Annotated in this window: 16 protein-coding genes and 1 pseudogene; 4 read left to right on the top strand and 13 right to left on the bottom strand. The window is 71.9% G+C overall.

Features of this window, described 5'->3' with window-relative positions; genetic code table 11:
- Positions 1-271: 271 nt before the first annotated feature.
- Entirely contained in the window at positions 272-790 is a 519-nt protein-coding gene (locus IFY26_RS05080; RefSeq protein WP_232547900.1) for a hypothetical protein, read from the top strand.
- Between the two features lie 68 nt (positions 791-858).
- Here the strand turns inward: IFY26_RS05080 and IFY26_RS05075 are convergent, their stop codons facing one another.
- The 6 genes from IFY26_RS05075 to IFY26_RS05050 form a co-directional block, all read right to left on the bottom strand.
- Complete coding sequence (locus IFY26_RS05075; RefSeq protein ID WP_232547899.1) at positions 859-1,911, bottom strand: alanine racemase; 1,053 nt, start codon at positions 1,909-1,911, stop codon at positions 859-861.
- Positions 1,908-3,227 (bottom strand): ribosome biogenesis GTPase Der, encoded by a 1,320-nt coding sequence (gene der / locus IFY26_RS05070; RefSeq protein WP_232547898.1) that lies wholly within the window; start codon positions 3,225-3,227, stop codon positions 1,908-1,910. Before der ends, IFY26_RS05075 begins: the two co-directional genes overlap by 4 nt.
- Positions 3,224-3,895 (bottom strand): (d)CMP kinase, encoded by a 672-nt coding sequence (gene cmk, locus IFY26_RS05065; RefSeq protein WP_232547897.1) that lies wholly within the window; start codon positions 3,893-3,895, stop codon positions 3,224-3,226. The genes der and cmk overlap by 4 nt, the downstream gene beginning before the upstream one ends.
- Before the next feature lie 70 nt (positions 3,896-3,965).
- Positions 3,966-5,030, bottom strand: coding sequence for a prephenate dehydrogenase (locus IFY26_RS05060; protein WP_232547896.1), 1,065 nt, complete (start codon positions 5,028-5,030; stop codon positions 3,966-3,968).
- On the bottom strand, positions 5,027-5,212 hold the full coding sequence (locus IFY26_RS18095; RefSeq protein ID WP_232547895.1) for a ubiquitin-like protein Pup: 186 nt from the start codon (positions 5,210-5,212) through the stop codon (positions 5,027-5,029). The genes IFY26_RS05060 and IFY26_RS18095 overlap by 4 nt, the downstream gene beginning before the upstream one ends.
- The gene (locus IFY26_RS05050; protein WP_232547894.1) at positions 5,209-6,627 is read right to left on the bottom strand and encodes a proteasome accessory factor PafA2 family protein; all 1,419 of its coding nucleotides are present in this window, start codon (positions 6,625-6,627) and stop codon (positions 5,209-5,211) included. The genes IFY26_RS18095 and IFY26_RS05050 overlap by 4 nt, the downstream gene beginning before the upstream one ends.
- A gap of 427 nt (positions 6,628-7,054) precedes the next feature.
- On the opposite strand from IFY26_RS05050, the gene IFY26_RS05045 reads away from it, so the two are divergent.
- Positions 7,055-7,420, top strand: a complete 366-nt coding sequence (locus IFY26_RS05045) for a DUF3054 domain-containing protein (protein WP_232547893.1) — start codon at positions 7,055-7,057, stop codon at positions 7,418-7,420.
- Positions 7,421-7,527: 107 nt separating this feature from the next.
- Here IFY26_RS05045 and IFY26_RS05040 read toward each other — a convergent pair whose 3' ends face one another.
- From IFY26_RS05040 to metH, 6 genes and pseudogenes are all read right to left on the bottom strand, one after another.
- Positions 7,528-8,493: an L-lactate dehydrogenase gene (locus tag IFY26_RS05040; protein WP_232547892.1), complete on the bottom strand. Its 966-nt coding sequence runs from the start codon at positions 8,491-8,493 to the stop codon at positions 7,528-7,530.
- Between the two features lie 39 nt (positions 8,494-8,532).
- Positions 8,533-10,113 carry a proteasome ATPase gene (gene arc / locus IFY26_RS05035; protein ID WP_232547891.1) on the bottom strand — a complete coding sequence of 527 codons (1,581 nt, stop codon included), beginning with the start codon at positions 10,111-10,113 and terminating at the stop codon, positions 8,533-8,535.
- A gap of 9 nt (positions 10,114-10,122) precedes the next feature.
- Positions 10,123-11,034, bottom strand: a pseudogene (locus IFY26_RS05030) (tRNA (adenine-N1)-methyltransferase); the annotation flags it as partial.
- A gap of 23 nt (positions 11,035-11,057) precedes the next feature.
- Positions 11,058-12,545, bottom strand: coding sequence for an ABC transporter substrate-binding protein (locus tag IFY26_RS05025; RefSeq protein WP_232547889.1), 1,488 nt, complete (start codon positions 12,543-12,545; stop codon positions 11,058-11,060).
- Positions 12,538-13,218 (bottom strand): HAD family hydrolase, encoded by a 681-nt coding sequence (locus IFY26_RS05020; protein WP_232547888.1) that lies wholly within the window; start codon positions 13,216-13,218, stop codon positions 12,538-12,540. The genes IFY26_RS05025 and IFY26_RS05020 overlap by 8 nt, the downstream gene beginning before the upstream one ends.
- Positions 13,208-16,759 (bottom strand): methionine synthase, encoded by a 3,552-nt coding sequence (metH, locus tag IFY26_RS05015; RefSeq protein ID WP_332836145.1) that lies wholly within the window; start codon positions 16,757-16,759, stop codon positions 13,208-13,210. Before metH ends, IFY26_RS05020 begins: the two co-directional genes overlap by 11 nt.
- Before the next feature lie 56 nt (positions 16,760-16,815).
- Here metH and IFY26_RS05010 point away from each other — a divergent pair, with 56 nt between their 5' ends.
- Positions 16,816-17,601 carry a PAC2 family protein gene (locus IFY26_RS05010; protein WP_232547887.1) on the top strand — a complete coding sequence of 262 codons (786 nt, stop codon included), beginning with the start codon at positions 16,816-16,818 and terminating at the stop codon, positions 17,599-17,601.
- A 72-nt stretch (positions 17,602-17,673) separates the two neighbouring features.
- On the opposite strand, the gene IFY26_RS05005 is transcribed toward IFY26_RS05010, so the two are convergent.
- Entirely contained in the window at positions 17,674-18,207 is a 534-nt protein-coding gene (locus tag IFY26_RS05005) for a DUF1707 SHOCT-like domain-containing protein (RefSeq protein ID WP_232547886.1), read from the bottom strand.
- 676 nt (positions 18,208-18,883) lie between these two features.
- Here IFY26_RS05005 and IFY26_RS05000 point away from each other — a divergent pair.
- Positions 18,884-19,402 (top strand): barstar family protein, encoded by a 519-nt coding sequence (locus tag IFY26_RS05000; protein WP_232547885.1) that lies wholly within the window; start codon positions 18,884-18,886, stop codon positions 19,400-19,402.
- Positions 19,403-19,659 lie beyond the last annotated feature (257 nt).

Raw genomic sequence — 19,659 nt, 5'->3', positions numbered from 1 at the left:
CTGACAGGATTTGAACCTGCGACCCCTTGACCCCCAGTCAAGTGCGCTACCAAGCTGCGCTACAGCCCGCCTGGCGAAACCCGGAGGTCTCACCGGCGTCCTACCTTAGCGGCTGGTGCGTCGGTTGTCGCATCGAGATGGCGTCCGCCCCGGGCACGGTCACCGCGACCGCGACGGACGGCGTCCGATGCCGGCCAGGTTCCACCCTTGACAAGGGCCGACGACTTGGAAAGGCTGGCCATCCAGTGCACACGATGCCAAGGGAGGCACCATGACCGGAAACCATCCTGAGAGCGACGCCCTGGCCGCCGGGGTTGCGGCCAACCGCCGCGACACCCGTGATGACGGCCTCATCGACGACGGTCGCCGTGATGACGCCGTCCGCGACGACCGCGGGGTGATCGACGGGGACACAGGCTTCCTCAACACCGACGACACCGTGGCGGACGACCGCGTCGACCGCGACGTGGAACCCGGCGAGGACGCCGACCTGGTGGCGCGCGACCGTCCCGATCCCTCCGAGGGTGCCGTGGTGGACGGCGTCGCCAGCGATCCGCTGCTCAACGTGGTGGACGGCCGCCCGGAGACGGTCGGCGTCGACCCGATCGACGACCACAGGGGCACGACCACCACGACGCGGACCACCGACCGTGACGTCACGACGAACCCCGACCTCGTCGCCGCCGATCCCGACCTCGCCGCGAACGGACGCGACCTGCGCGCCACCGATCGAGGCAACGACGGAGGCGCCACGGCCGCCGGGTACAACCAGGAGCAGCCGCGCCGCTGAGCGACAGCCCTGACCCGCAGCGCCCCCGCAATGCCGCCCCCACGGCCTTGCGGGGGCGTTGTGCGTGCTCAGGAGTTCATGCCCCGGGCGGAGACCGCCCAGGTGTCGACGGGTTCTCCGCCGTGCACGATCACGAACTCCTCGGCCAGATTCGCCGCGTTGCAGGCGTGGTTGGGCACCAGGCGCACCGTCGACCCCAGCGCCGGCAACGCCGCCCCACCGAGGTCAGCCACCGCGTGGTGCTCCGAGAGCAACACGATTCGGGCGTCCGGGAAGTCCAGCAAGCGCCCGAACCCGGACGCCCACGCCGCCCGATCCGCGCCCAGCGCCTTCGAGCCGGCGTCCAGCACGAGGCGTCCGCCGGCATGGCTCACCACCGTGGCGTGACAGGTCAGCGCGATCTGTTCGGGCGCGCAGGCACCCAACTCCCACTGCTGGGCGTCGTTGAACACGTACACCCCGGGCCGCAGCTCGGTCGCCCCCTCCCCCGCTGCCGCCAGGCTGGGCGTTGAGCCGCCGCTGATCACGTCCGGCTCCACCCCCGCAGCCCGCAACGACGCGGCGGCGGACGCCAGCGCCTCGGCCTCCTGCGCCGCAGCGGCCTCCCGGGCCCCCAAGCCATAGGAGTGTCCCGGAAACGTGAACACCCCGGCCACGGTCAAGCCCGCGTCCTGCGCCCGCGCCGCCAGCTCGCCCGCGGCGTCCGGCGCCACACCGGTGCGGTGATGACCGGAGTCGATCTCGACGACGCCGATCGCCCCCGTCCCGGCGAGGCGGCGTGCGGCGTCCAGCGAATCGAAACCGACGCGCACGGCCGCGCGCTCGCACAGCCGCACCAACCGCCGACGCCGATCGTCGTCCACCCACAGCGGGTAGGCGACGAAGAGGTCGTCGAAGCCGTCCTGGACGAACACCTCGGCCTCCCCCAGCGTCGCCACCGTGATGCCGTGCGCACCGGCCTCCACCTGGCGGTGGGCGATCTCGGGCGACTTGTGCGTCTTCACGTGCGGGCGCAGCGCGACCGCTCGGGCGTCCGCCCAGGCCGCCACGCGCTCGACGTTGGCGTCCAACACGTCGACGTCCACCGCGAGGAACGGCGTCGCCGGCCAGCGGCCACTCACCGCTTGCGCTTCTCCCGCGCGCGGAGCTGCACCACCACGGGGCTGCCGACGAAGCCGAATTCCTCACGCAGCCGGCGCTCGACGAACCGCAGGTACTGCGGGTCCATCTGGCCGGAGGTGAACAGCACGAAGGTGGGCGGGCAGTTCTGCGCCTGCGTGCCGAACAGGATGCGCGGCTGCTTGCCGCTGCGCACCGGGTGCGGGTGCGCCGCGGCGATGCGGCCGAGGAAGGCGTTGAGCTGGCCGGTGGTGACGCGCGTCTCCCACCCGGCGAGCGAGGCGTCGATCGCCTTCTTGAGCTTGTCGACGTTGCGTCCCGTCAGTGCTGAAATGTTCACCGTCGGTGCCCAGGCGAACGCCTGCACGTCCCGCTCGATCTCGCGGGTGAGGTAGCGGCGGCGCTCGTCGTCGGTCAGATCCCACTTGTTGTAGGCCACGACCATCGCCTTGCCGGCCTCCTCGGCCATGGTCAAGATCTTGAGGTCCTGGTCGGAGATCGACTCGGCGGCGTCGATGACGACGACGCACACCTCGGCCCGCTCGATCGCCTGCTGGGTGCGCAACGACGCGTAGTACTCGTGGCCGGACGCCTCCTTGACGCGGCGGCGCAGCCCGGCCGTGTCGATGAAGCGGTAGACCTCGCCGCCCAGCTCGACCAGCTCGTCCACCGGGTCGACCGTCGTGCCCGCGACGTTGTCGACCACCGAGCGCTGCTGCCCGGTGAGCTTGTTCAGCAGCGAGCTCTTGCCCACGTTTGGCTTGCCGACGATGGCGATGCGGCGCGGCCCGCCGGTCTCCTCGAACGTCTCCGCCGGTGCCTCGGGCAGGGCGGCGATGACGGCGTCCAGCAGGTCACCCGACCCGCGGCCGTGCAGCGCCGAGACGGCGAACGGCTCCCCCAGCCCCAGGTTCCACAGCCCGGACGCCTCGGCCTCGAGCCGCTGGTCGTCCACCTTGTTGGCGGCGAGCACCACCGGCTTCTTCGAGCGGCGCAGCACGCGGACGACGGCTTCGTCCTCGTCGGTGGTGCCCACGGTGGCGTCCACCACGAAGAGCACGGCGTCGGCGGCACCGATGGCCAGCTCGGCCTGCTCGGCGATCTGCGCGGCCATGCCCTCCGCGTCGGACGCCCAGCCTCCGGTGTCCACGATGACGAATTCGCGACCGTTCCAGTTGGCGTCGTAGGAGACCCGGTCGCGCGTGACGCCGGGCAGGTCCTGCACCACCGCCTCGCGGCGGCCGAGGATGCGGTTGACCAGTTGCGACTTGCCCACGTTGGGGCGGCCGACGACGGCCAGGACGGGTTTGAGGCTCACGAGGTGGACTCCTTGACGAGAGTGAGGATGGCCTCCACGACCTGGTCGAACGTCAGGTCGGAGGTGTCGAGCAGCAGGACGCCGTCGGCGGCGGTCTGGAATTCCACGAGGGCCGAGTCGTCGCGGTCGCGGCGCAGCACCTGGTCGCGCAGCTCGCTGGCGCTGAGGCGTCCGCCGAGCTCGGTGCCGCGGCGGGCCAGGCGGGCCTCCTCGGACGCGGTGAGCAACAGGCGCACGTCGGCGTCCGGGTAGACGACGGTGGTGATGTCGCGGCCCTCGGCGACGACACCGCTGGGGGCGGCGTCCATCAGGGCGCGCTGGCGGGCGACGAGATCGGCGCGGCACTGCGGGATGCGGGCGACGGTGGAGACGACGGCCGAGGTGCGGGGTTCGCGGATCTCGGCGGTGACGTCGCGGCCGTTGACGCGGACCCAGCTCTCGTCGGGGTCGAGGGACAGCTCGATGTCGGCGCCCGTGGTGGCCGCGATGACGGCGTCGGTGTCGGCAGGGTCGACGCCGGCGTCCAGAAACGCCACGGCCACCGCGCGGTACATGGCGCCGGTGTCGAGGTAGGCCAGGCCGAGCCGGCGCGCAATCTCCCGGGAGGTCGACGACTTGCCGGACCCACTGGGCCCGTCGATGGCGATGACGAGTCGATCGGACGGCACCGGAGCAGTCTACTGGGGCGGCGCACCGGGGCGGCACGCCGCCCTGGGCGGCGACGTGCGTCGGCCGGTGTCAGGGGCGCACGGACCAGCCCGCGTCGGTGAGCGCGCGGCTGAGGCGGGTGGCGGCCGTCGGCTCGACGTGGACGGCCAACCAGCCGACGCGGCGGTCGACGTCGTGGTCGATCGTCACGTCCTCGACGTTGACGCCGGTCTCCTCGATGTCGGTGAACAGCTTGGCGAGCGCACCGGGGGCGTCCGGAATCTCGACGACCACCTGCACCCAGGCCGTCGCCGCACCCTGCTTGCCGGGCAGCGCGCGCACGCCGCGGCGTCCGCGATCGAGAAAGGCGTGGACGGCGTCCGGGTCGTCCAGCACCTCGATGAGCTCGCCCAGCGAGGCGTGGATCTCTTGCAGCTCGATGCGCACGGCGCCCGCGTTGGCGGCGATGATCTGCTGCCACAGATGGGGGTCGGAGCCGGCGATGCGGGTGACGTCGCGCAGCCCCTGACCCGCGAGGCGGAGGTGCTCGGGGGGCAGGTCGAGCAACCCGCCGCCGACCAGCGCGCTCACCAGCTGCGGCACGTGGGACACCTGCCCGACCGCCTCGTCGTGGTGCTGGGCGCCCATCGTCACCATGCGGGCGCCGCACAGCTCGGCGATGCGCTCCACCGTCAGCACGGACTGGGCGGCCGAGGTGTCGTGCGGGGTGATCACCCAGGTGCGGTCGACGAACAGATCGGCCCGCGCCGTGAGGGGGCCAGCCTTGTGGGAGCCCGCCATGGGGTGCGAGCCGCAGTAGCGGGCGAGGTCGAGACCGGTGGCGCGCAGGGCAGCCAGCACCACGCCTTTCACCGAGCCGACGTCGGTGACGGTGGCGTGCGGGTAGCGCTCGAGGGCGTCGGCGATGACGGACGCGAGCGATCCGGGGGGCACGGCGACGACGACGAGCCGGCAGGCCTCGGGGTCGATGGGCTCGATCGTGCCGGCGCCGCGGGAGGCGGCGACGAGCGCGTGGCTGGCCCGGGCGTCCGTGAGGTGGACCTCGACCCCGGCGTCGGTGAGCGCGTGGGCGACGGACGCGCCCACCAGGCCGGTCCCGATGACCAGGGCGGGCGAAAGGGTGACCTCGATCACTGGCCGCCCTTCTGCACGAAGGAACGGACGTATTCCTCCGCGTCGCTCTCGAGCACGGTGTCGATCTCGGCGAGCAGGGCGTCGAGTCCGGCGGCGTCGCCGGTGGACGTGAGCGGTTGGGGGATCTCCTGCTCGGACGCCCGTGCCGTCGCCCGGCGCTCGCGCTGGATGCGTTCGCTCACCTGGATCCTCCCTGTGCGAGGGCCTGCTGTTCGGCCCGGATCAGTGTAGCGATGGACGCCGACGCCGCCCGGTCGGTGGGTTCCGGTGAGCTGACCCCGGCGGCGAACGGGTCGGGCAGGTCGAGGGTGTGCAGCGCGCCGCGGTCGTCGCGCAGGAGCAGCGAATCCCAGGTGGCGGCGAGGACGGCTTCGGGGTGCTGGCCGATCCACCGGCCGCGGACGGCGGCGCGGGTGTCGCGGGGTGGGTGGGCGGTGGCGTGGCGGACGGCTTCGGCGTCCGGCGGAGGCACGAGGCGTCCGGCCCTGCGGACCGTGTCGACGATGCCACCGGGGGTGAGAGACGCCCAGGCGAGGTCGAGGGCGGTGAGTTTGGGATCGCTCCAGTCGAGCTGGTCGCGGGCGCGGAGGGCGTCCAGCAGGGTGCGCTTGGCGATCCAGTCGATGCGGTCGGCGAGCGTGGCGGGATCGCGCCGGAGGGCGTCCAGGACGCCGATCCAGGCGTGGAGCAGGGCCTCGCCCTCGGTGAATTCCCGGCGGTGGAGCAGGCGTTCCGCTGCGTCGGCCAGGCGCTCCTGGACGTCGATTGCGGTCGCCGAACCGTCGGTGAGCGGGAGCGGGGCCGTGCAGGTGGGGTCGCGGGAGACCGTCCTGAAGGCTTCGACGGGGTTGCGCAGGGTGAGGGTGGGCAGCAGGCCCTCTTCGAGGGCGGCGACGCACAGGCCGAGGGTGCCGACCGACAGCCACGTCGCGAAGGCGCTGCGGCGCGCGTCGCCGGTGATGACGTGCAGGCGGCGCCAGCGGCTCGGGCGGGCGTGGGGTTCGTCGCGGGTGTTGACCAGGCCGCGGTCACGCGTGGTGTCGAGGCTGGTGGTGCGGACGAAGAAGTCGGCGCGCTGGCTGAGCTGGAAGCCGGCGTCCTCGCTGCGCTGGCCGAGCCCGACGCGTCCGGCACCGGCGAACAGGGTGCGCGTGACGAGCACCGCGGGCAGGGCAGCCTCGAGGGCGGACCATGCCACGGCGCGGCTGACCAGCAGGTTCTCGTGGTAGCCGTAGCTGTGGCCCTTGCCATCGGTGTTGTTGCGGTAGAGCGTGACGGGGGCGCCCAAGGCGGCGGACGCCGACGCCGCGGCCTCGGCGAGCAGGGCGTCCCCGGCCGCCTCGTAGAGAACGATGTCGGACGCGGAGCGCACCTCGGGCGTCGCGTACTCGGGGTGACCGTGGTCGACGTAGAGGCGTCCGCCGTTGCCGAGCGTGCGGTTGTGGGTGTCGCTGACGGGCGTCGTGGCGGGGACGGCGGCGTGGTCGACGACGAGGGCGGCCAGCGCGTCGGCGTCGAGGTCGGGGCGTCCGGGGGCGGCGATGCCGTACTCGAGCTCGGTGCCGAGCAGCGGACGCGGCTCGCTCGGCTGGGGCATGGGTCCAGTGTGCCGCAGGGGTGCGCGCGCTGGAGCGGGCGCGGGGTCTCGCGGGTGGCACATCGCTCCCCGGCCATAGCGGTGCTCTCCGGACTGAACCACATCGCTCCCCGGCCATCGCGGCGCTCTGCCTGCACGAAGGGCGGCGCTACGCACGGGGAGCGAGGCGACCCACGCCGGCCCCCGCCAAGCTGGTCACTGCAGCAAACTGATCGCCGCCACCTGCCAAGTCAGCACACGGGATCCGGCCACGATCGTCACCGAGCCTTGGCGCCCTGCGGGGCAGCCCTTCCCGCGCCGCCAGCTCGAACTCCACTTTGGGCATCAAACGCCGTCACCGGAACCGGAGTTTGAGACCGGAGCGTGCGTGTCGCGGCCCTGCCGGGGGCGACTAGCATGGCCGGGCCCCCGAGGAGAGGAGTCCCGCATGGGACGCGTGACCGCCGCCGCCCTGGACGCCGTGTGCGTCGTTGCCTTCGCCGCGCTCGGACGAGCGTCCCACGGCGAAGCGCTCGACCTGGTGGGGGTGACGACCACGGCGTTCCCGTTCCTCATCGCGGCCGCGGTGGGCTGGGCGCTGGTGCTCCTCCGCAAGCGCGACGGGGTGGCCCCCACCGACGGTGTCTGGATCTGGCTGGTCACCCTGGCCGGCGGCATGGTGCTGCGCCGCCTGCTCGGCGACGGGACGGCCTTGGCCTTCGTGATCGTGGCCGCGCTCGCCCTCGCGCTGCTGCTGATCGGGTGGCGCGGCGTCGCGCGCCTAGTGCGGCGGACGCCGGCCCCCCGGGCCTGAAGCCCGGCAGCGCCGGCGCCCAAACACTCAGCACGCAAGCCAAGCACTCACGAGCCCAGCACTCACGAGCCCAGCACTCACGAGCCAAGCCCCCACGTGCCCAGCGCTCAGAAGCCCAGTTCCTTCAGCGACGCCCGCAGGGTCGTGGCGGAGTGGCGGAACCGCTCCAGCTCGCCGTCGGTCATCGGCACGTCCAGCACGCGCTCGACGCCCTTGTTCGACACGATCGAGGTCACCGACAGCGCCACGTCCGAGACGCCCTTGTAGTCGTTGAGCACGCTGGAGACCGGCAGCAGCCGCCGCGTCGGGCTGTGCAGCGCCTCGGTGAGGCGGGCACCGGTGAGGCCGATCGCGTAGTTGGTCGCGCCCTTGCCCTCGATGACCTTGTAGGCCGCGTGCATGGCCTCGTCGGCCAGCTCGTCCAGCAGCGCGTCGTTGAACACCTGGTTGCCGTGGTCGTCGGTCCACTCACGGATCGGGATCTGCCCGATCCGGGCCGTCGACCAGACGGGGAACTCGCTGTCTCCGTGCTCGCCCAGGATGTTGGCGTGCACGTTGGACTGGTGGATGCCACAGGTGCGCGCGATGCCCCACCGCAGCCGGGACGTGTCGAGCATCGTCCCGGTCGAGAAGCAGCGCCCGGCCGGGAGGCCGGAGATCTTCTGGGCCACGACGGTCAACACATCGCACGGGTTGGTCACGAGCACGTAGATCGCGTCGGGCGCCTGCTCGAGCAGCTGGGGCATCAGCGAGGAGAGGATCTTGACGTTCGTGGCCGCCAGCTCCAGCCGCGTCTGGCCGGGCTTCTGCGCGGCGCCGGCGGTGATGATGACGACCGAGCTGTTCTTGACGACGGAGATGTCCGCGCCGCCCATCATGGCGTTCGTGGGGGTGAACTGGGTGCCGTGCTGCAGGTCGGCGACCTCGGCGTTCACCTTGGCCTCGTTGATGTCGTAGAGGGCGATCTCACGGGCCGAGCCGCGGGTCAGTGCCGCGTAGGCGAGGGAGGAGCCGACCGCCCCCGCGCCGATCACGGAGAGCTTGGAGGGCTTCGACGACAGTTCAGGACTCATGGCTTCAGGCTAACGACGATTCCGCGCCCGCGCGGCCCCTCAGGTCACCTGTGGCGAACTCTGCGGGTCGCCCAGCGTCCGCAGGTGGACGACGCGCTCGCCGCGCCGCCCCGACAGCCGCGCCCACGCGTCCGGGTGGGACGTGTTCGGCAGGTCCTCCCCCGCCACCACCTCGGCCCGCACCCCCGCGAGCACGTGGGCCACCCTGAGGCCGTGGCCACCGGAGGTCAACTCCTCCTTGATCGCCGCCAGACGCGCCCGCCGGGCCACGTTGGCGAGCAGCGCCCCGGAGACGAAGTCGCCGGCGTACAGGGTCTCGGTCGCGCCCGAGGCGTAGGTCACCTCCACGAAGGCGTTGCGCGCGTCGCGGGCGAACAGCTCGGCCACCGCCTCGCTCACCGCCCGGTTCCGCAGCGCCTCCGCACCGCCGGCGTCCGCCGCCTCGCCCGCGTGCCACGGCCCGTCAGCGCCAAGGTGGCGCGCCAGGATCGCCGCCGCACCCGCCGGGGACGGCCGGTCGAGGCGGATCTTCACGTCGAGGCGTCCGGGGCGCAGGATGGCGGGGTCGATGAGGTCCTCGCGGTTCGTGGCGCCGATCACCATGACGTTCGGCAGCGCTTCGACGCCGTCGATCTCGGCGAGGAACTGCGGCACCACGGTCGACTCCACGTCCGAACTCACCCCCGAGCCGCGGGTGCGGAACAGCGCGTCCATCTCGTCGAAGAACACGATGACGCCGCGGCCGGCGTCCGCCAGCTCCCGCGCCCGGGCGAACGTGAGCCGTATCAGCCGCTCGGTCTCCCCCACGTACTTCGTGAGCAGCTCGGGGCCCTTCACGTTCAGGAACGCCGAGCCCACCGCGCGGGCCACCGCCTTGGCCACCATGGTCTTGCCGCACCCGGGCGGCCCGTAGAGCAGGACGCCCCGCGGCGCTCCCAGCCCGTAGGCGTCGAACAGGTCGCGGTGGGTGAACGGCAGCTCGACGGCGTCGCGCACCTGGGCGATCTGCGCATCGAGCCCGCCGATGTCATCCCACGTGACGTCGGGCACCTCCTCCAGCGTGAGCTCGGCCACCGGCGTCCGCTCGACCCGCCCGTGCGCCACCAGGGCGCGGGCGTCGACGAGCAGCGAATCCCCGGCCTCCACCGGGACCAGGCCGTCGGCCAGCACGACCACCAGCTCCTGGTCGGACGCCCCCAGCACCAGCGCGCGCCCGGCGTCCAGCACCTCGCGCACAACGGCGACCTCGCCGCCCGCCGGGGTGTCTGGCACTCCCACGACCGTCAGCGCCTCGTTGACCAGCACCGTCGCGCCCCGGACGAGCCCCGAGACACCCGGCCCACCGGCCGCCTCCACCAGATCCGCGGCCACTGGCACCCGCACCAGCCGGCCGCCGACGAACACGTCCATCAGGCCATCGCCCGGCACACCCACCACGCGCCCGAATTGCTGCGGCGGGCTCGCCAGCGCGTCCAGTTGCTCGCGCAGCGCCACGATCGTCGAGCGCGCCTCGCGCAGCGTCACCCCCAGCCGGTCGTTCGCGGATGCCAGCGCCCGGGCGTCCGACCGCGCCTCGGCGAGCCGGCGCTCGACCTGTTCGATGGCGGCGTCGGGGGTCATGGCGTCATGCTAACCCGCGTCCGGCTCCACCTCGGGAGCGGCCACGGGCTCCGGCAGGGGGTCCACCCACGGCGGACGCGGGCCGTGATAGTCCGGCCCGTAGGCCCCGGGTGCCGGACGCCGCCGCTTGCGCGGAGCCGTGACGCCGGGCGCCAGCCGCCGCGCGAAGATGAGGAAGCCGGTGTGGCCGCTGGTGGAGTGCCCGGGGCGGATCGCCAGCCCCTCGGCGTGCCAGTCGCGCGCCGAGTACTCCCGGCTCTCGGGCTCGGTGAAGCCGCCGTGGGTGCGCAACGTCTCGACCGTGCGCCCCAGCTGGGTCGCCGTGGCGACGTAGCAGGTCAGGACGCCGCCGGGCACCAGCCGCTCGGCGACCGCGGTCACGCACTCCCATGGCGCCAGCATGTCGAGGATCGCCCGGTCGATCTCCTCGGGCCCAATCGTCTCGACCAGGTCACCCAGGCGCACCTCCCAGGCCGGGTGGGGCGCGCCGTAGAAGTTCTCCACGTTGGTGCGCGCCACGGCGGCGAACTCCTCGCGCCGCTCATAGGAATACAGGTGTCCTCCCGCGCCGATCATGCGGAGCAGCGCGATCGAGAGCGCCCCCGACCCGACGCCGGCCTCGAGCACCCGCGCGCCGGGGAAGATGTCGGCCTGCATGAGGATGTGCGCGGCGTCCTTGGGGTAGATGACGGCGGCCTCGCGGGGCATCGACACCATGAAGTCGTGCATCAGCGGCCGGAACGCGAGGAACTCCGCGCCCCCCACCGAGGTCACCACGGTGCCCTCCGGCTGCCCGAGCAGGTCGGCGTGCGGAATGCCGCCCTTGGTGGTGTGGAACACCCCCTCCTCGCGCAGCCGCACCGAGTGGCGACGCCCCTTGGCGTCGGACAACGTGATGCGCTCGTCGGCCACGAACGGGCCGGTGCGCACTCCTGAGAACTCATTCATCGGCGAAAACTCCACAATCCCAACTGCCACCCGGGGCCGAACGGGCTGCCCTCCACGGACACGCCCTCGGCCATGAACACCACCTCGTCGCCCACCGCGATCGGCACCACCGTGAGGTCGACCGCGGCCTGCGCCTGCACCTCACCGAGCAGCGCCTCGCGCTCCAGCGGATCGGTGGTCGCGCGCGCCGCCTGCAGCAGGGTCGCGACCTTCTCCGCGCTGCCAGGCAGTGGGGCGTCCACGTAGGGCTGCAGCCAGCCGAAGGCGGTGTTCACCCAAGCCGAACCGTCCGCCAGCACCAGATCGGCGGACGCCGCGTCGGTCACCAGCTGCACCGACATGCCGCCCCGGGCCTCCAGGCGATCCCGGACCAGCCCCGCGAGATCACGCTGGTCCGGCGCCGCCGGGTCGTAGGCCAGCGTCAGCACGAGCCGCTGCCCCGGGATCTGCGGCACCTCGGGCGTCCCGCCCACCGCGAACGTGGCCGCGGAACCGGTCACAGCCGGGGGCACGAGCGATCCGACCGTCCGATCCGGCTGCAGCGCCGTGGCGACCGCCGCGCGCAGCGTCGGGTCGTCCCTCCGGGCACCGGCCGGGTTGAACGCCAGGGTCTGCAGGCGCGCCTGCTCCAGCGTCAGCCGGGTGACCCCCGGTTCGGACGCCGACGCGGCGGCCAGCCGGTCCCGCGCCGCCGCGTTCAGGCTCCGCCAGGCGACGTCGACCTCGTCGTCGACCAGCAGCGCCTCGGCCGCCGCGGAATCGGCGACCATGCGCAGCTCGACCGTGTCGATCACCCCGGTGGTCGCCCCCCGGTACTCCTCGTAGCGCTGGAAGACGAGGCGGTCGGCCGCCGTCGTCACCAACTGGTAGGGCCCCGAGCCAACGGCCTGGCCCTCGTTGGGCCGCACGGCGTCGGGGTCGTAGAGCTCCTCGTCGACGATGCTCGCCGCCGGGGTCGCCAGCGCGTAGCCGAACTGGGTGTCGGCCCACTTGAGCACGAAGTCGATTGTCTCGTCGTCCACGGCCTCCACGCGCTCCAGCGCGTCGAGCAGCCGCACCGACGACGCCGGCGCACCGAGGCGGTAGGCGCGCTCGATGCTGAACTTCACATCCGAGCTCGTCAGGGCGTGCCCGTTGTGGAACGTCAGGTCTTCGGGGAGCTGGCAGCGGTAGGTGGTGGGCGAGGTGTAGAGGCAGTCGGTGGCCAGGTCGGGCTTCAGGTCGGACGCCTCGGGGTGCACCACCATGAGCCGGCTGAAGACGTTGAGTGCCACGATCGCGTCCGCCGCCGTGGTGGCCGCGGCGGGGTCGAACGTCGCCGGGGCCTGGGTCGTGACCACGGTGAACGGTCGTTCTGCGGACGCCGTGGGGCTCGGCTCGGGGGACGGTTCGGGCGCGGGCGCCGGCTGCGTGCACGCGCCCAGCGCCACGGACGCCAGGGCCGCCAGCGCCACGGCCCGGCCGGTCGCGCGCGCCTCACGCATCGGTCAGCTCCCGCCACAGGGCGGACGCCTCGGCGAACCCCACGCCGTCGAGGGTGCGCACGATCCGTTGCCGCTCCCCCGGCGCCAGTTCCTGGGCGAACGGGATGCCGAGGCTCGGCACGCCCGCCGCCTCGGCGGACGCCAGGCCCGGTCGGGAATCCTCCAGCGCCAGGCAGGCACCCGGCTCCACCCCGAGCGCGGCGGCACCACGCAGGTAGGGCTCGGGGTGCGGCTTGCCATGGGTCACCGTGTCGCCGCCGATCACGGCGTCGAAGCTGCCCTCCGGCAGCTCCCGGGTGGCGCGCCGCAGGATGCGGGTGGACGAGGCGCTGACCAGCGCGCACGGCACGCCGGCCGCCCGCGCGTCTGCCAGCAGCTCGCGCGCGCCGGGCCGGAAGGGCACGAGTTCGGAGGAGATGACCTCGAACGCGTACCCCTCGACAAGCGCTCCCGCCGCGACCGGGTCGAAGTCGTCGCGTCCGGCCCAACCCAGCATGCGCGCCGCGCTCGCCTCGGTGCTCAGGCCGATCAGCTCGGTCTGTCGCACGGGGTCGACCTCGACGCCCAGCTCGGCCAGGAATCGGCGCTCGGCGATGCGCCAGCTCGGCTCGGTGTCGGCCAGGGTGCCGTCGAAGTCCCAGAGCAGGGCGGCGGGGGCGGCGTCAACGGGCATTGAAGTACTTCGCCTCAAGGTGGTGGACGACGAGCGCGTCCGTCGACTGCTCGGGGTGCAGCTGCAGCTCCTCGGAGAGCTCGACGCCGATGCGTCCCGGCTCGAGCAGCGCCACGAGCTTCGCCCGGTCCGCCAGGTCGGGGCAGGCGGGGTAGCCGAAGCTGTAGCGCGAGCCGCGGTAGGCCTGGTCGCGGATCATCGCCTCCACGTCGTCGTCGCCGGCCCCCAGCCCGAGGTCGGCCCGGACGCGGGCGTGCCAACGCTCGGCCAGCGCCTCGGTGAGCTGGACCGACAGCCCGTGCAGCTCCAGGTAGTCGCGGTACGCGTCGCCGGCGAACAGCCGTGCCGTCTCCTCGGCGACCCGGCTCCCCATCGTGACGAGCTGGAACGCGATGACGTCCGGGCCGTGGGCTGCGGCCTCGTCGGCGTCGCGGAAGAAGTCGGCCAAGCACAGGCGCCGCTCGCGGGACTGGCGCGGGAAGGTGAAGCGGGTGAGCTCGCGCCACGGCTGCCCGAGCGCCTCCCCGGGCATGGGCGCGTGGGTCGCCGGATCCTCCGCGAGCTCGTGCACCACCAGGTCGTTGCCCTCGCTGTGGCAGGGCCAGTAGCCGTACACCACGGCGAATTGGGCGATCTGGTCGGTCGCGATCCGGTTCAGCCACGAGCGCAGCCGCGGGACGCCCTCGGTCTCGACGAGCTCCTCATAGCTCGGCCCGCCGCGCGTGCCGCGCAGCCCCCACTGACCCATGAACGTCGCGCGGTGGTCCAGCCACCCCGCCACCTCCGCGAGCGGAATGCCCTTGACCACCCGGCTGCCCCAAAACGGCGGGGTCGGCACGTCGATGCCGCGCGCCACGTCCGAGCGGACGCCCTCGGCGTCGGCCCCGCTGTCGCCCCCCGCCGCGTCGGCGTCGGCTGCCCGGGCGGACGCCGCCCGCACCCGCCGCTCGCGCGGCGCCGGCAGGGCCTCGGCCTCGCCGCGCTTGACGGCCATGACGGCGTCCATGAGCGAGAGCCCCTCGAAGGCGTCGCGGGCGTAGCGGACCTCGCCGGCGAACAGGCCGTTGAGGTCCTGCTCCACGTAGGCGCGGGTCAACGCGGCGCCACCGAGCAGCACGGGCGTCTGCACGAGGCCGCGGGATTGCAACTCGAGAAGGTTGTCCTTCATCACGACGGTCGACTTCACGAGCAACCCGGACATGCCGATGGCGTCGGCGTTGTGGGCCACGGCGGCCTCGATGATCGTGCCCACCGGCTGCTTGATGCCGAGGTTGACCACCGTGTAGCCGTTGTTGGTGAGGATGATGTCGACGAGGTTCTTGCCGATGTCGTGCACGTCGCCCTTCACCGTGGCCAGCACGATGGTGCCCTTGCCGGACTCACCGGAGGACTCCATGTGCGGCTCCAGGTGCGCCACGGACTTCTTCATCACCTCGGCGGACGCCAGCACGAACGGCAACTGCATCTGGCCCGAGCCGAACAGTTCACCGACCGTCTTCATGCCGGCTAACAGGTCCTCATTCACGATCTCTAGCGCGGGCTTCTCGGCCAGGGCCGCGTCCAGGTCGTCGGTGAGACCCTTGTCGTCGGCGTCCACGATGCGCCGCTGCAGGCGCTCGGCCAGCGGCAGGGCGGCCAGCTCGGCGGCCCGCGCCTCCTTGGTCGCGGTGGTGGTGACGCCCTCGAACAGCTCCAGGAACCGGGCGAGCGGGTCGTAGCCCTCGCGGCGCCGGTCGTACACCATGTCGAGCGCGACCTCGCGCTGCTCGTCCGGGATCCGCGCCATGGGCAGGATGCGGCTGGGGTGGACGATCGCCGACGTCAGCCCGGCCTCGACGCACTCGTGCAGGAACACCGAGTTCAGCACCGCGCGCGCCGCCGGGTTGAGCCCGAAGCTCACGTTCGAGACGCCCAACGTCGTCTGGACGTCGGGGTACAGCCGGCGGATCTCCCGGATCGCCTCGATGGTCTCGATGGCGTCGCGCCGGGTCTCCTCCTGGCCCGTCGCGATCGGGAAGGTCAGGCAGTCGACGATGATGTCGGGCACCGCGAGGCCGTAGTCGTCGACGAGGGTGTCGATCAGCCGCTTCGCGACCCGCACCTTCCATTCGGCGGTGCGCGCCTGCCCCTCCTCGTCAATCGTGAGGGCCACCACCGCGGCGCCGTGCTCGACCACGAGCGGCATCACGGTGCGGAACCGCGAGCCCTCGCCGTCGCCGTCCTCGAAGTTGACCGAGTTGATGACGCAGCGGCCGCCCAGCGACTCCAGGCCGGCCTCGATGACGGGCGGCTCGGTGGAGTCGAGCACGACCGGCAGCGGGACGGCCGTGTTCACCCGGGACGCGAGCTCACGCATGTCGGCGACGCCATCGCGGCCGACGTAGTCGACGCACAGGTCGAGCAGGTGGGCACCCTCGCGGGACTGGCCCTTGGCGATGTCGAGGCAGGCGTTCCAGTCCTCGGCGAGCATGGCCTCGCGGAACGCCTTCGACCCGTTCGCGTTGGTGCGCTCGCCGACGCTGAGGTAGCTCGTGTCCTGCCGCAGCGGCACGTCGGCGTACAGCGACGCGACGTTGCCCCCGGCCGGGCGCGCGGCGGCGTCCGCCTTCCGGGTGAGCGGACGCCCGCCCACGGAGGCCACCAGCTGGCGGATGTGCTCCGGCGTCGTGCCGCAGCAGCCGCCGACCACGCTGAGACCGAACGCGTCCACGTAGTCGGTGAGGGCCGTGGTGAATCCCTCCGGGCCCAGCGGGTAAACCGCGCCGTCGGCGGTCAGCTCGGGCAGACCGGCATTCGGCATGCAGCCCACGCCGGTGCGGGCGAAGCGGGCGAGGTGGCGCAGGTGTTCGCTCATCTCGGCGGGGCCGGTGGAGCAGTTGAGGCCGATCACGTCGATGCCGAGCGGCTCCAGCGCCGTGAGCGCCGCGCCGATCTCGGAGCCGAGCAGCATGGTGCCGTTGGTCTCGACGCTGACATTCACCATCACCGGAATCTCGCGCCCCACCGCGCGCTGGGCCCGGCGGGCGCCCTGGACGGCGGCCTTGGCCTGCAACAGGTCTTGGCACGTCTCGATCTGGACGCCGTCGATGCCGCCGGCCAGCATGGCCTCGACCTGGCGCTGGTAGGCGTCCCGGAGCGCCGCGAACCCGATGTGCCCCAAGCTGGGCAGCTTCGTGCCCGGCCCGACTGAGCCGACGGCCCAGCGCGTCCGCTCGGGGGTGGACGCCGCGTCCGCCGCCCGCTTCGCGATGGCCGCGCCGGCCTCGGCAAGCTCGGCCAGCCGGTCGACGATGTCGTACTCCCCCAGCGCGGACAGGTTGGTGCCGAACGTGTTGGCGGTGACGAAATCGGCGCCGGCGTCGAGGTAGGCGGTGTGGATCGCCTCAACCACGTCGGGGCGCGTCACGTTGAGGATCTCGTTGCAGCCCTCCAGCCCGGCGAAGTCGTCCAGGGAGAGGTCGTGGCCCTGCAGCATCGTGCCCATGCCCCCGTCGGCCACGACGACACGGCTCGAGAGGGCTTCACGCAGCGGCTGGGTCACCGGGCAAGGATAGGCGATCCGGCCGTGCGCTGGGCACCGGCGATAGAGTGGCGCGCATGGTTCCGGTTGACCTCCGACACCTCCGCCGCCCCGTGGTGCTCGCCGCCTTCAGCGGCTGGAACGACGCCGGCGACGCTGCGACCGGTGCCGTCGACCACCTGTCGGGCCTGGGCGACACCGAGCTGGCGTTCGCGCTCGACCCGGAGGACCACTACGACTTCACCGAGACCCGGCCCGTGCTCGTCCGCGACGAGAGCGGCGAGCGCACCCTGCAGTGGGCGACCACCGAGGTGCTCGTCGTGCACCTGGAGGAGCGCGACCTCGTGCTGATCAACGGGCCCGAGCCAAACTTCCGGTGGAAGGCGTTCTGCTCCTCGTTGGTGTCGCTGGTGCGCTCGGTCAACCCCGAGCGCGTGATCGCGATGGGGGCCATGCTGGCGGACGCCCCCCACTCGCGTCCCACGCCGGTCTCGGAGAACGGCACCGACTACGAGGGGCCCACCGGCATCGTCGGCATCTTCGCGAGCGCCTGCCGCGACGCCGGGTTCGACGTGACGTCGCTGTGGGCGTCCGTGCCACACTACGTCTCCGACCCGCCGAACCCGAAGGCCACCGTCGCGCTGCTCAGCCGGGTCGAGGACCTCATCGACCAGACGATCGAGCTGGGCGACCTGCCCGAGCACGCGACGGTCTGGGAGGGCCGGGTCAACGAGCTCGTGGCCGAGGACCCGGACATCGCCGAGTACGTCACCGATCTCGAGGAGCGCTACGACACCGCCGAGGCCACCGGCGACGAGATCGCGCTGCAGTTCGAGCGCTACCTGCGGCGTCGGGAACGCTGAGCCGTCACGGGGACGCCCCCGGACGTTCGGCCACCGAGAGAAGCCACGGGCCACGGCCCAACCCGTACGGCTTCAGAGGATTGCTTGTCCCGGGTGATTGGAAGTCAGCCCTGGGAGCGGCTTGGGTGTGGGACGGGACCGACCGGATTCGATCTGGCCACCTTGGGTGCCGATCCATGCTGCGGGAATTGCAGTGAGCAGCATGGCCCACAGTGGCCAGTACTCGACTGCGGTGGGTGTGCCTTGGCCGAACCAGCTTGCGGTCCACAGCACGTTGAAGACCACCGCCGCGGCGACCCAAGCTGCGATGGCACGCCCTCGGACAGTTGACGGCCGGAGCCCAAGGTTGCGGCGAGGAGAACGGTGAGGCGGGTGGCTGAGGACCGCGACGTCGTCGAGCAGGGGCAAGAACTCACCCACCGTCTTGGCTGCCATCACGGCGGTGAGTCGCTGATCGTACTCGTCGTGATCGAGGCGACCCTCGGCGAACGCGGCCGCCAAGATCTGCGCGGCGGCATCTCGATCAATGTCACCGGCCCTGACTGTCGGATGGACGTGAGGGTCCACGGTGAACGACGACCACGGGTACCCAGCTTCACTCGTCATGAACGTTCCTTCCTCAGGTGCGCAGCATAGAGCACTGAGGTATGGAACCCGAGTGGACCCAGGAAGTGCTGGACGATCCCGACTGGCGTCGCTGGAGCCAGATCCCAAGTCGCGGATGAGGGCTATTTGCTTCATCGGCTACTCAGCCACGATAGGGCGGGTGTTGACGGTGATCGCCCCCCGCGACGGGGACGGAGATCTCCACCTGACCAATGCCTGGCCGGCCACCGGCGCAGACGAACCGCTGTGTCGAGAGGAGACCAATCAGGGCGAAGACGATGGATGGTGACCTTGCTGCTCGTCTGCGGGAGGAGTCCGAAGCCAGCCGCGAGCACGACTATCCGGCGGTTCGACGCCGGACCGCCCGAACCGGTCGAAGGTGTACGTGGGCTGCGTCGACGGATCGCTGAGCGCACTGTCATGCCGAAAGTCGGATGTTCGCAGATGCCGATGAGCGGGCGCGAGGAGACTCAGAGGCGAGAGGGCTGGGTCATGGTCCAAGCGACCAAGTCATGGTCGACGAGTGGTACGGGCATGGCCGTCGGCATACGGACGGGTGCGCGGGCAGCCTGAGGTAGGTGAATGCCCGTGTGGGGCGTGTCGTCGGCGACGACAGGTCTGCCCACTATTGTGGCAATCACCACGACTGGCGCCTGAAGTTCCGAGGTCCAACAGGATGATCGATGCACTTGCCCTGATGACGGTCGATGACGAGTTTCACCCGTTGCCGATGGAGGGCGACGCTCAAGTCGTCGGCTCGGCGGTGATGCGCTGGGTCGATTCCGGTTTGACCGCGCGCATCGTACGTGGCCGCAAGATGCGCAAGCGTGCTGGCGTCTTCGATGAGTTCGCATCCGCCCTCCAGTTCCCGCTGTACTTCGGCGAGAACGGGGATGCCTTCGATGAGTGCATCGCGGACTTGGGGACCTTACCCGCTGGTGCCGGTTACGTCGTGCTCATCACCGAGCCCGACCAAGTGCTCGCCGACGAGAGAGCTGGTTGCTTGGAGTGGTTCGCGTCCTCGCTCAAGTCGGCGGCGCATGGCTGGGCCCGACCAGTCGAGCTCGGTGAGTGGTGGGATCGCCCGGCAGTACCCTTCCACGTCGTGCTTGCGGGGAGTGGCGACGATCTCGAAGTTGCCATCCGCCGATGGTCAGATGCTGGCGCCACCCCGGCGCCGCTCGATCAGCCTTGAGTCAGCTGGCGCGGCGGGTGAGCAGGCGAAGGCTTAGCCTAGAGGATGCAGTCCCCTGCCCTCCCAATCCGACCAAGCTTGCATCCCCGGAGATCGGGGATACCAAACCTCCCCCGCGGTGGCTTCCTAACCGCGCAGGCAGACCTTCACTGCCTGGTCGTAGTGGCCAAGAGGTAGTCGGTACGTCCCCGCCCCGCGCGGAATGAGGGACAGCAGTGGGAGGCATCCGACGCCGACCACTCTCAGCCCGTGGTACC

This window comes from Propioniciclava soli (genome assembly GCF_014858005.1).
GTDB lineage: Bacteria > Actinomycetota > Actinomycetes > Propionibacteriales > Propionibacteriaceae > Propioniciclava > Propioniciclava soli.
Note: the sequence above shows the minus strand (reverse complement) of the source record. Positions and strands in the feature narration are given on the sequence as shown.